General features: G+C 57.3%; 11 protein-coding genes. 6 read left to right on the top strand and 5 right to left on the bottom strand.

Going from position 1 to position 12,139, the window contains the following annotated elements:
- The first annotated feature begins 3 nt into the window (after window positions 1-3).
- Together HBN98_RS23650 and HBN98_RS23645 are read left to right on the top strand one after the other, a co-directional pair.
- Entirely contained in the window at window positions 4-297 is a 294-nt protein-coding gene (locus HBN98_RS23650; RefSeq protein ID WP_083368412.1) for a hypothetical protein, read from the top strand.
- A gap of 357 nt (window positions 298-654) precedes the next feature.
- Window positions 655-930, top strand: a complete 276-nt coding sequence (locus tag HBN98_RS23645; protein WP_025111104.1) for a pyocin activator PrtN family protein — start codon at window positions 655-657, stop codon at window positions 928-930.
- 1 nt (window position 931) lies between these two features.
- On the opposite strand, the gene HBN98_RS23640 is transcribed toward HBN98_RS23645, so the two are convergent.
- Window positions 932-2,056: a site-specific integrase gene (locus tag HBN98_RS23640; RefSeq protein ID WP_083369413.1), complete on the bottom strand. Its 1,125-nt coding sequence runs from the start codon at window positions 2,054-2,056 to the stop codon at window positions 932-934.
- A 102-nt stretch (window positions 2,057-2,158) separates the two neighbouring features.
- On the opposite strand from HBN98_RS23640, the gene dusA reads away from it, so the two are divergent.
- Window positions 2,159-3,169, top strand: a complete 1,011-nt coding sequence (gene dusA, locus HBN98_RS23635; protein ID WP_083368410.1) for a tRNA dihydrouridine(20/20a) synthase DusA — start codon at window positions 2,159-2,161, stop codon at window positions 3,167-3,169.
- A 52-nt stretch (window positions 3,170-3,221) separates the two neighbouring features.
- Here the strand turns inward: dusA and HBN98_RS23630 are convergent, their stop codons facing one another.
- Complete coding sequence (locus HBN98_RS23630; RefSeq protein ID WP_083368409.1) at window positions 3,222-4,055, bottom strand: undecaprenyl-diphosphate phosphatase; 834 nt, start codon at window positions 4,053-4,055, stop codon at window positions 3,222-3,224.
- Between the two features lie 507 nt (window positions 4,056-4,562).
- On the opposite strand from HBN98_RS23630, the gene HBN98_RS23625 reads away from it, so the two are divergent.
- From HBN98_RS23625 to HBN98_RS23615, 3 genes are all read left to right on the top strand, one after another.
- Window positions 4,563-5,306 (top strand): winged helix-turn-helix domain-containing protein, encoded by a 744-nt coding sequence (locus tag HBN98_RS23625; protein ID WP_083368408.1) that lies wholly within the window; start codon window positions 4,563-4,565, stop codon window positions 5,304-5,306.
- Window positions 5,307-5,585: 279 nt separating this feature from the next.
- Window positions 5,586-6,245 carry a winged helix-turn-helix domain-containing protein gene (locus HBN98_RS23620; RefSeq protein WP_083368407.1) on the top strand — a complete coding sequence of 220 codons (660 nt, stop codon included), beginning with the start codon at window positions 5,586-5,588 and terminating at the stop codon, window positions 6,243-6,245.
- A gap of 390 nt (window positions 6,246-6,635) precedes the next feature.
- Entirely contained in the window at window positions 6,636-8,030 is a 1,395-nt protein-coding gene (locus HBN98_RS23615) for an undecaprenyl-phosphate glucose phosphotransferase (RefSeq protein ID WP_083368406.1), read from the top strand.
- Between the two features lie 606 nt (window positions 8,031-8,636).
- Here HBN98_RS23615 and HBN98_RS23610 read toward each other — a convergent pair.
- The 3 genes from HBN98_RS23610 to HBN98_RS23600 are packed head-to-tail and all read right to left on the bottom strand — an operon-like array spanning window position 8,637 to window position 12,135.
- Complete coding sequence (locus tag HBN98_RS23610) at window positions 8,637-10,715, bottom strand: YjbH domain-containing protein (RefSeq protein WP_064588392.1); 2,079 nt, start codon at window positions 10,713-10,715, stop codon at window positions 8,637-8,639.
- Window positions 10,712-11,473, bottom strand: a complete 762-nt coding sequence (locus tag HBN98_RS23605; RefSeq protein WP_083368405.1) for a capsule biosynthesis GfcC family protein — start codon at window positions 11,471-11,473, stop codon at window positions 10,712-10,714. The genes HBN98_RS23610 and HBN98_RS23605 overlap by 4 nt, the downstream gene beginning before the upstream one ends.
- On the bottom strand, window positions 11,470-12,135 hold the full coding sequence (locus tag HBN98_RS23600; RefSeq protein WP_083368404.1) for a YjbF family lipoprotein: 666 nt from the start codon (window positions 12,133-12,135) through the stop codon (window positions 11,470-11,472). Before HBN98_RS23600 ends, HBN98_RS23605 begins: the two co-directional genes overlap by 4 nt.
- Window positions 12,136-12,139 lie beyond the last annotated feature (4 nt).

Below are 12,139 nucleotides of genomic sequence, written 5' to 3'. Positions count from 1 at the left end.
CCGATGCAAATCCAAGTCTTTATGGGTAATGCCGGCGACGGCAACACGAACAAGCTGCAGGAGATCATCGATGGCCTGAATGCGCTGGGGAAGACCCAGCCGGTGATTCAAGCCGGGGCTTACGGCGAGGACGGGCTGCTGCAGATTCTTGAAGTTCGTGCTGCAGGTGGCCAGCGCGAAATCCTGGTGGAGTCGTGCAGCCCACAGCAGATTTTGAGCGTACTGGAATGGCAATCCTGTAGCGAGGAAGACCCGAATTACGCTGACCTGGTTATTCACCTGGCCCGTCGAGACTGACGGATGAGAAGCGATGTCGAGGAGTTGCAGCTCCCCGACATCAACCACCACTGAGGGCAACATCATGGAAGCAAGGCACCAAAGCAGCAGTGATTCAAAGACTAACACACTCAACAACAGTGACCCGCAGGCTCGGCATCTGATGGCTATCAGAATCGTAGGTACAGCGCTGTTTGATTATCGAGTACGGAAAACTGAAGCAGCACGGATCCGGCTTGAATGCCTTACCACTTTCGCTAAGGAGCTGGGCGACATTAATGCGGCAGAGTTCGCTGTTGTCGCTCAACTACTGGCAGGCAAATCAACAGCAGACCGCCCCCCAATTGATCGAACTTACTCACTCGAAGGTATCGCACTATGAAAACGCTGTTTGTACTTATGGCCCAATACAATGGCCAAGTGGTAATTCCCCTGGATCGAGTGTGCCAGGATTATTTCACGCACCTGACAACGGATATGTTTCAACGCAAAGTGGGTGCCGGGCAGATAAAGCTCCCGATTACTCGCATGGAGCCGAGCCAGAAAAGTGCGAAAGGTGTTCATATTGCAGACCTGTCGGCCTACCTGGATGAACAGCGCGCTGCAGCAGTCAAAGAAAGTAATCAACTGAATAGCGCGCCGCGCAGTAGCTAATTCACTTCAACGTTTTGGCGCCCAGTTTTACGGGCGCCTGCAGGATGCGCTCGAACCATTCCCAAGTTGCATAAACATCCCCTCGCCCGCGCAAGTGGGTATAACGGCGCATTGAGTTCCAGTCTCGATGGCCCGACACGCTCGCCACTCGCGGAATATCCCAATCCATTTCAAAAAGACGACTGACGCCTTCGTGGCGCAGATCGTGAAAGTGCAGATCTTCAATGCCGAGGATTTTGCAGGCCCTTGTCCAGGACGTGGACACTGATTCAGCGCTGTAAGGAAAAATCTCAGGCAACACTTTAGGCATGGTCTGAAGGATCTCCCATGCTTCTGGAGGCAAATGACACCAGACGTCGTTACCGATTTTTTGCCCAGGGTTCTTCATGTCACGAACCAGAACCCGTTGGCCAGCCTCGTCCAAATCATCCCAGCGGATCCGGGTAATCTCTTCCTGCCTACGCGTGGAGAACAACGCGAAGCCAGCCAACTTAAGCATGTTGATAGAAGTTGGACGACGGGTTTGGATACTCCGAAAGTGCGTCAGCAGTTTGTCGAGTTCTTCCAAGGTGGGCCGGCGATCGCGCTCGCGGCTTTTCATGTTGTAACCGAGCTTTTTCAACACTCGGCGGGCGTCCGCCATTGCGTGCGGATCCACCTCATATCCCCAAGCGGGCCGAGCGATCGAGAGAACCGCGCCAAGGTGTGCAAGATCGTTGCCGGCGGTTTGAGGCTGAACGCCCCCGCCCTCCTTGCCCATGCGCCATAACGCATATTCGACCAGGTGCTGGCTGCTTACATCCCTGTCGTTCAACTTCCCAAGGTAGGATTCGCTGATCGCCTTCAACGTGCCGAGCTTCGTCTTCCCGAGAGGGCGCGCCTTGGTCATCTCGACCAAGTACCGATCGATCATTTCCTTGATCGTCGCACCAGGTCGGTTTGCCCGCTCGATCGCACCTGGTTCGTCCAGTTCGGTTTCTCTTTTACGCACCCAAGCCTGTGCGGCCTGTTTTCGGGCGAAGGTCTGACTCTCTTGGTAAACTTGCGTCCCATCGCGAAACAGGCGTATCTGTGCCGTGTAACTGGTGCTGCCGTCGGTGCGTTTCCGTGCTCTGATCGTGGCCATAGTCAACTGGTACAATTTGAAAAGTGGTTGGTACATTGTACCAACCGACCTCAGAAAACGCCTATTTACCCCCTGAAACCGGCTTAGAACACGTAGAGCAAAATGGTACAGAATTCAGCTACATACCCAACAAACACCGGCTCTACGCTGTCTAGAAGGTTCTCCGTTGCGCCCATGATGGATTGGACCGACCGCCACTGCCGTTTCTTCCTACGCCTCCTGTCGAAGAACGCCCTGCTCTACACCGAAATGGTCACCACCGGCGCCCTCCTCAATGGCGATCACGAACGTTTCCTCCGTCACAACGAAGCCGAGCACCCGCTGGCGTTGCAACTGGGCGGCAGCGTCCCGCTGGATCTGGCCGCTTGCGCGCGCATGGCGCAGGCGCATGGTTACGACGAGGTGAACCTTAATGTTGGCTGCCCGAGTGATCGGGTGCAGAACAATATGATCGGTGCATGCCTGATGGGGCATCCGCAGTTGGTGGCGGATTGTGTGAAGGCGATGCGTGATGCGGTGTCGATTCCGGTGACGGTGAAGCATCGGATCGGGATCAATGGGCGGGACAGTTACGCCGAGTTGTGTGATTTCGTCGGTACGGTGCGGGATGCCGGGTGTACCAGTTTTACTGTGCATGCGCGGATTGCGATTCTGGAGGGGTTGTCGCCGAAGGAGAATCGCGACATTCCGCCGTTGCGGTATGACGTGGCGGCGCAGTTGAAGGCGGATTTTCCGGAGCTGGAGATTGTGCTGAACGGCGGGATCAAGACGATGGAGGCCTGCCATGAGCATTTGCAGACCTTTGACGGTGTGATGCTGGGGCGTGAGGCTTATCACAATCCGTATCTGCTGGCGGAGGTGGATCAGCAGTTGTTCGGCAGCACCGCGCCGGTAATCAGCCGTGCCGAGGCGCTGGCGCAGTTGCGGCCTTATATTGCCGAGCATTTGCAGGCCGGTGGTGCGATGCATCACATCACCCGGCATGTGCTGGGGTTGGGGACCGGGTTCCCGGGGGCACGTAAATTCCGTCAGTTGTTGTCGGTGGATATTCACAAGGCCAAGGATCCGCTGGCGTTGCTGGATCAGGCCGGCGAGTTGCTGCAAGGGCGTTGAGCCCTCCCCTTCGTAAAACGCGCCAGGCGGGTTGATCCGCCTGGCGTGCGCATCACCCCGCCGCCGCTTCCGTCCAGTTCACCCAGCCAAACACCCACGTCGCCAGAATCAACAAGCCAAACGCGATCCGATACCAGGCGAACGCCGCATAGCTGTGGTTGGCGATGAATTTGAGCAGGCCGCGCACGGCGATCATGGCAAAGATGAAGGCGATGACGAAACCGAGGGCGAACACTGGCAGGTCACTGGCCTGGAACAGGTCGCGGTATTTGTAGCCGGAGTACACCGCGGCGCCGACCATGGTCGGCATAGCGAGGAAGAACGAGAACTCTGTGGCGGCTTTCCGGGACAAGCCGAACAATAAACCGCCGATGATGGTCGAGCCGGAACGCGACGTGCCGGGGATCATCGCCAGGCATTGCACGAAGCCGATTTTCAACGCGTCTGACCAGCGCATGTCGTCGACGTGATCGACGTTCACCACATGGCTGCGCTGTTCGGCCCACAACATGATGATGCCGCCCACCACCAAGGCCATGGCCACGGTGATCGGGTTAAACAGGTATTGATGGATTTTGTCGGCAAATAGCACGCCGAGGACCACCGCCGGCAGGAAGGCGATCAGCAGGTTGAGAGTGAAACGTTGCGCATTGCTCTGGCTGGGCAAGCCTTTGATGATGTCGAAGATCTTCGGGCGAAACTCCCAGACCACGGCCAGAATCGCCCCCAGCTGGATAATGATGTTGAACGCCATGGCGCGTTCGCCACCGAAGTCCAGCAGGTCGGCGACGATGATCTGGTGGCCGGTACTGGAGATCGGCAAGAACTCGGTCAGGCCTTCTACTGCGCCTAAAATCAACACCTGGATAAAGGTCCAGAAATCCATTAATCCTCCGTCAGAGCGCTCTTGATGAGCGACCGGTCAACTGCATTCAGGAATTGAGTATCTGAAGTTAAACAATCGGTATAACGCGACACCCATTGCCTGATCAGGCGACGGAGAATATGTCTTATCAAAAGACACACTCAAGCCATGTTAATAAACGTCCGCCTACGAACTACTCGAAAAATATTTAGGCCTTTAGTAGCAAAAAGTTTGATCCATCAATAAAGTGTGATCCATCTCACATTATCTCTCGCCAGCAGACAGTGGCAATTGGACATGAATAAAGCCGTGGCCATAGATTCAAAATAGTGGCACAATTCCATATTGCCACCATGTAACGACTAGTTCACAGCCCCGAGAAAATCAACTAAAAGCTTGAAATGCTTAATTATTGTTAGAAAACTCGGGAGCCACGTCTAAAAATCGCGTGAATGTTACCAATTGTCAGTCACAGATGAGAACCGGTGCTTTAACATCCCGATGTCAGCACCTAATTCGAGTCAATGCATGATGCTCTCAGGGAACTTGGCGACTAGAAGTCCGCGCCCGACAAACGACGATCCCGGTGTACTCACTCTGGGCCGTACCCGTGGCGTGGCCGAACATTTTAGAGCGCTGATCGCAAAGCACGTAAGCACTGATATGGCACTTGATGTCAGCTCCTACACTAGTTCATCCAGGCACAATGAACTTTCTGGTTCGTATCGCGCCATCTTCATCGTTATCGACAGTCCGCAAGCGCTGGAAGACAATCTTGCGCTGATCGAGAACCTGCGCACCGACAACTTGAAGCCGATCATTTGCGCGGTCATCACCGGGCGCGGCGCCTTCAACAAGATCAAGTATTTTCTGGCGGGTGCCGACTTCTGTATCAAACTCAATACCCTTTCCGACGAAGGCGCGGAGTTGCTCGGTGAGTTCTTCAACAGCGAAGAATGGCAGCGAGATATCAATCTGACGCTGGACCCGACGCGTATCTGCCTGCTCGGCGGCACCAGCCAGAAACTCGACATCTCGTTTGCCGAGATGAAGATCCTGGAAGCCTTTGCGCAGACCAGCAACCACATTCTCAGCCATGATGAAATCGCCAGCATCATGGGGCTCAATACCCATTTCTACGATCCGAGAGCGCTGGAAAAATCGATCAGCCGCTTGCGTGGAAAAATCAAGGACATGTATGGTACCAACGCGATTCAGAGCATCCGCGGCTACGGCTATCGCCTGATGCGGGGTCTGATATCGACTGCCTGAGTCTCGGGCAGCCATTCTCTTTGCATAATCACGAAGGATCGTCATATGCAACCATACAGCTCAAGTTGTACTTCAAATCTACTAATAATCAAGCAATTGAATGAGCGCGGCTACACCGAACCATAACAATAAACTTCACAACATAGCAGCAGAACGAGTGGAACTTATCGAGGGCCATTTTGGGCCCAGACCCTGCCTGTCGATTACTTCCAAGGAAGTCATTGCTCGCCTGCCGATTTATCTTTTCGCCCATTTTGGTGCACATTTTAGGAGAGAGACATGGAAACTAGTACAACCCTCCCAAGAAAATATTTTGTCGTCGTGACTCACAGTACAACGTCGCAGCGTGAACTTGAGAGCATTCTGTCCAGCGAGCGCTTCAATTCGTTTGGCACGTCTCAGGCACAAATGTTTATTGAAGGTGCTACTTCGCCCTCTTCCGCCCCGATGCTGATGGAGTTTTCTTACCCAAGCGGCACTCGGAAAAACGTCGCCCGTACGATTGAACACGATACCCAGCGCATACTGGCCACCCTCGAATCGGAATGGCTCGCCGCACAATCGGCCAACCCGTTTCACCAATCCCCGACAATGAACGCGGACACCGCCCACTCGACTTCAGCCAATGAACACGGCGCTCCGTGCAGCGAGACCTGGCATCTGGACAACGATCAAGGCGCACTGGTCAAGGAAGGCGTCGAGATCAGCCTGACCGGGCTTGAAACCGCACTGGTCAGAAAGATGCTCAATCACGAAGAGCGCGTGGTCAGTCGCGACGACCTGATCCTCAGCATCGGCCGCGAGCCGGAGCAGTATCGTGGTCTCGAGATGTGCCTGAGTCGCCTGCAGGACAAGTTCAAAAGCGCGAGTAATGGTGAGCGCCTGTTTCGTGCCGTAAGAAACCGCGGTTATTGCCTCATCCAGGACATCGTGGCGTAAATACAGCCGATATCCGCGGACAAAACAAACAGAAAACAGTGCGATTACAAAAACAACAAGAGCACTCTGTTTGACTTCACCTCCCTGGTAAAATAAAGCTCCCTGCCTCCACCCCTCCTACAGTAACAAACACAACATCACTTATTCACCCCCTGCTCCACGACCTTTTCTAACAGCAGTGTATGTGCTTATTAAAAAGTTGGCACTGTGCCATCTTGTTAGAACTCGTCAGACACCCTCTTCAGCAATAACTTAGTCTATTGATTGACGACAGTTCGGCCTATCGACGTTGTTACCTCAGGACACTCGTCCAATAACAACAACAAGCCTATCTAGCAACTCGGACTTTAACTGTCGAAACCTGAATGGACGTATTTCTGGGGATATCTCATGGAACTTTCTCTACGGATCAATCGAAATAACGGCCTCAAGGGACTTACCTTCTGGGGCCAATGGGCGTTGGCGCAGGCATTCATTGTTGCGCTGTTGTTCATACTCGCTGAACGGCATACGGGCACCGTCGAGTTCTATTACCGCATGTGCGCGACACTCGCGGTATTGGCCTCGGTGCCGGCGTATACGTTCAGCGGCGTGTATCGCAAGCAGGACAATTACCTGACCGGGCTCGGACGGCTGTTCATGGGTTGGTCGATGACCATGGTCGCACTGGTCTGCATCGCGTTCGTGTGCAAGGCCGACGAGGTGTTTTCCCGTGAAGTGACGTTGAGCTGGGCGGTGTACGGCTTCCTCGGTCAGGCGCTGTTGTATGCGCCGCTGCATGCCTTCTCCAAGTACTACCAGCGTTCCCGCACCAGCGCGCAGAAGACGTTGATCGTCGGTACGGGTGAGTTGGCGTTGGGCCTGGCGAAGAAGATCAGCCTGGTGGAAAACCTGCCGCTGGTAGGTCTGGTCAGCAATGGCGCGACGGCGGAGCTGGATGCGGATGCACCGCGTGTGGTCGGCGATCAGGAAGATCTGCTGCAACTGATCAAAGACCATGACATCCGTCGTCTGTACATCACCCTGCCGCTGGCGGAGGCGGCGAAAATCGAAGCGATGTACGTCGATTTGCTCGGTGCCAACGTCGATGTGGTCTGGGTGCCGGACTTGAACAGTCTGACCCTGCTCAATCACTCGGTGAAGGTGGTGGACGGTCTGCCGGCAATCTGCCTAAACGAAAGCCCGCTGACCAGCCGCCCTACCGCTGCGTTGAGCAAAAGCCTGGTGGAAAAAGGCGTGGCGCTGCTGGCGATCATTCTGTTGAGCCCGGTGCTGCTGTTCATCGCGCTGGCGGTGAAGATCAACTCGCCGGGCCCGGTGTTCTTCAAGCAGGATCGTCACGGCTGGAACGGCAAGGTGATTCAAGTCTGGAAATTCCGCTCGATGCGCGTGCACGATGACCGCGAGGTGGTTCAGGCCAGCCGCAATGACTCGCGCATTACCGCCGTCGGACGCTTCATCCGCCGCACGTCGCTGGATGAGCTGCCGCAGTTGTTCAACGTGCTGCAGGGGCAAATGGCCCTGGTCGGCCCTCGCCCGCACGCGGTGGCGCACAACCACTACTACTCGGGGAAAATCCTCGCGTACATGGCCCGCCACCGAATCAAACCGGGCATCACCGGGCTGGCGCAAATCAGCGGCTGCCGTGGCGAGACCGACACCATCGACAAGATGCAGCGTCGCGTGGAGATGGACCTGCATTACATCAACAACTGGTCGTTGTGGCTGGACCTGAAGATCCTGGTGAAGACGCCGTTTACGCTGTTGTCGAAGGATATTTATTGATGGACTGGTGATCGACCAGGCAATACCGCAAGGGGACGAAAGTCCCCTTTTTTGTGGGTGGGATCTGGGGGTGGCGGGTCAGATACCTGAGATGTTGGCTGTGCCGACGCCTTCGCGAGCAGGCTCGCTCCCACGGGGGATTTTGGTATGGATCGGGATTTGTGGGTTGCCGCAGAGCCATTGTGGGAGCTTGCCTGCAAGCGAAAGCGGTGTACCAGGCGACAGAGATGTTGAATGTGTCGACGCCTTCGCGAGCAGGCTCGCTCCCACAGGGGATTTTGGTATGGATCGGGATTTGTGTGTTGCCGCAGGGCCATTGTGGGAGCTTGCCTGCAAGCGAAAGCGGTGTGTCAGGCGACAGAGAGGTTGAATGGGCCGACACCTTCGCGAGCAGGCTCGCTCCCACAGGGGATTTTGGTATGGATCGGAATTTGTGGGTTGCCGCTGGGCCATTGTGGGAGCTTGCCTGCAAGCGATGGCGGTATGTCAGGCGACAGAGATGTTGAATGTGTCGACGCCTTCGCGAGCAGGCTCACTCCTACAAGGGGGGGGGTGTGATTGAGATACCGGATTCACCGCCCCCAAAGATTTTCCGGCCTTCCAGTTTTACTCGGTAATCTTCGAGAAGTTGCGATAAAACATATCGCCCTCGCGGCTATCGGTCATCGAGTGCAGCTGGAAGCTGCGATTGAGCCTGGCGCCGCCGTCACGGGTCAGTGGCGCCCAGACGAGATTGGCGCGGCGCATGGTCGACATGCTCATCATTTCGTCGAACGGGATCGACAGGTAGAGGCCCTTGTCGAAACTACCCTCGCCGTACTCCGCACTGCCGGCGGTGGTGATTGTCGCCCAGGCGCCGAAGCGCACGCCGTTAAAGAACTCGCGAGAGATGTCGAGCGTGCCGCCCCAGTCGCCGGCCAGATAGCGACCGACACTGACCGCCGCCAACGTGTCATACGGCAAGTCGGTGTAGCCGGTGATGTGGCCAGTCCAGACCGAGTAGTCGCGCAGGCCGAAACCCTGGTCGAATTCCCGCTGGCGCACGTAGTTCAGATCCGCCCCCACCGACCAGCGCTCGCCGGTCGGCCGGAACAGCACCTCGCCGCCGACACCGGCAAACATCGACTCCAGATACCCGCCATAGACCATGCCATACAGGTCCTTGTCCAACTGCTCGGCATGGCTGACCTGGAACAACGGCATGGTCACTTCCGAGGTGGTCAGGTATTGACGCAAATCGGTGCGCACCCGCGGCAGGCCGCTGGGTGCATCGTAAGAGAACTTGTCGAAGTTGTTTACCAGGTTGGCACTGAGCAAGCCGCTCCACCAGGTGTTGCGGTTGAAACGATATTCAGCGTCTGCGTCGGCACTGAATTGATAGAGCAAGCCATCCGGGCCGCCGACGTTTTGCTTGAAGCCCAAACCCACGCCATAACTGAAATGCTGCGGCGCCTCGGTGTAGAGGGTTTTCTCGTTGTGCGGCATCGCCGGGTTGATCTCGGTGGTGCGGTGCAACGACTCCAGCGGCTCCTCGTTGTTGATCACTTCGCGGAAGGTCTGGCGTGGCACGCTGGTTTCCTCCAGCGGCAGGTCGTAGCGCTTGTTGACCACGGTGAACCAGTTGATGTCGTCGTTCACACTGTTGTCGAGAATCCGGCTCGCGCGGCCAACGGCCTTCGACGAATGGAAGTAACGCTGCTGCTCGCCGTACACGATCAACTCGGAATCACGCTGGCTGATGCGCTCGACCTTGTACCCGGCATTCTGCTGCAAACGCTGCGAGACGTTGGCCCAGTCGACCTGCTCCATCGACGTGGTCGGCATCTTCGCCGGCAACGGTTCAGGCGTTGGATCGTAGGTCTTGGCCGGTGCCTTGCGGCTGACGAAATTGGTGTGAAAGGTGATGCCGAACATCGCCGTGTTGCCACGCTCCCACGCCGCGCTGACGTCCACCGAATCAGCCACCTTGAACACTGCGCCGACGTTGATCGGCGAGTCTTGCTTGATCACGTTGTCCTTCGGTTCGTGCTTGTAGTCGTTGCCTTCGTATTCGAGTTTCAGGCTGAGCCGATCCCACGGCGTCTGATAACTCACGCCACCGAAGAACGACGGCTTGCCGCGAAAGTACGAGCCGGAGTTGACGTCACCGGTCCCCTCGAGGGCCGGCCGGGTGTCAAAGCGATCACTGACGTAGCCCAGCGGGTTGTCCATGTCGCCGCGATTGCCCAGATAACCCCAGGCAATGCCGGCACTGAAATCGAAATTGTCATAGCGCTTGTTGGCGACAAAAAACTCACTGGAGAACAAGCCCGTACCGCCGATGTCTCGGAAGCCCAGCGCCACTTCCGGCGCCCAGTGGGTTTCCTGCCACAGCCGGACTTTGGCATCGACCGCCTTGTCCTTGTAGCTCTGGCTGCCGCTCAGCGCCTCGGAGCCGTAGGGCCGGTTGGTGATGGCGGTGTAGCGGAACGATCCTTCGAGCCAGTCCAGCGGCTGCAACGACACGCTGTAGCGGCTGTAAGGCTCGGTGCGGTTGGCGTTGACGCTCAGTTCACCGGCCGGGGCCATGCGCGCCGTCGGGGTCTGCAACAGACCGGTGCCACCGAAATCATTTTGAGTAATGCGCGGCTCGGCATGCACCAGGCCGCACGGCAATAACAACACAGCTGCAACACGTAACTTCAACGAACCACCTCAGCCAGCTGCGTGGCAATCAATTCGGCCAACTGCTGATTCAGCTCAGGAACAGGCGGATCCAGATCATCGTTTTTCACCGGCACCAGAATCTTGCTGCCGGCCACGGGGAAGTGCCCGCTCTCGCGATTCCAGTGCGCAATGCCCACGCGCCGGACCGCACCGTTGGGCTGGATCAGCCACAGGTAATCGGCCTCGGCGTCGTCCAGCGGCGTGCAGATTTCCAGGTATTCGCGCGCCTCCAGCAGCGGCTGATAAGGCACGTGGCAGGTGTCGGCGACCGCGCCCAGCACTTGCACCTCGTCGACCCGTTTCGGGTAGCTCAGGCGATCGCCATCATCCAGACGAATGTTGCGCGCAAAACCGACTTCCACCGCGACCGGGTCCAGGTCCGCGACCTGGCGCCCGGTGACCGGCATCTGCCGCACCTGCTCGGCCAGCCGCAACGCCAGCGCGGCGCGGCTCGGGCGATCGAACAACGCGGCCATGCGTTGCAACACATCCAGATCGAACAACACCCCGGCCTTCAGTCGCGCCTGCTCTTCCAGCAACGACTGGCGCAACAACTCACCGGCCAGCCAGTAACCTTCGGCGTTCGGCACCGCCACGCTGATCACGTCGAGCAAGCGCCCGCCCGGCGGCAATTCGACCGGTCCCGGGTTGGCGACATCGCCGCTGACGATGACCGCTGCCTGACTCGCGCCGCTGATCAACAGCAGGCCCGCCGAGAACATCCGCCAGCGCTTCATGGCAGATGCCTGCGATCAGGGGTCAGTTGCACAATGCGCACGCGCAGTTGCTTGGTCAGCTGTTGCTCACTCTGCACAATGAACCCGTCCACCGGGTCGACCCAATAATGATTGGTCGCCCGCAGGCCGATGGCCGGGACGTCGATCTGTTCATCGACACGCAGCACGGTGTATTCCTTGTCGAGAATGTCCAGGGTTTGCGTGGACCGGCGCAAGAAACGACTGTTGACGATCAAGCCGACTTGCTGGCCCTTGTAGAGGTCGATCCAGCGCTGACTGGTGAAGCCATCGGCGACTTGATGCAGGCCGTGTTTGAACGGCGCGTTATCGGCCAGCCGCGTGCCGTCCAGATCGCCTTCCACGCCTAGGCCAATGGTGCGCACGGCGAGGCCGTCACGCAGCAGCAACACCTGCTTGCCGGAGGCGACCCAGAACTGCAGGTCTTGCCGCTCGCGCACCAGCGCCAGCACCCCGGAGCCGGACGGTGTAGTCAGTTTGATTTGCGGGTACTTGACCTCGGCCACTTGGGCCGCGCTCACATCCAGTTCGTCCGGGCCGAGCACCGCCGACTTGAGGTTGCGCACCGACGCGGTCATCAGCGGGTTACAGCCACACAACATCAAGGCCGCCATCAGGCAGACGCCAACTTTCAAGGTTTTCACAGGC

This window comes from Pseudomonas koreensis, assembly GCF_012986595.1.
GTDB lineage: Bacteria > Pseudomonadota > Gammaproteobacteria > Pseudomonadales > Pseudomonadaceae > Aquipseudomonas > Aquipseudomonas koreensis.
The sequence above is the reverse complement of the archived record's forward strand: the minus strand, read 5'-3'. Positions and strand labels throughout refer to the sequence as shown.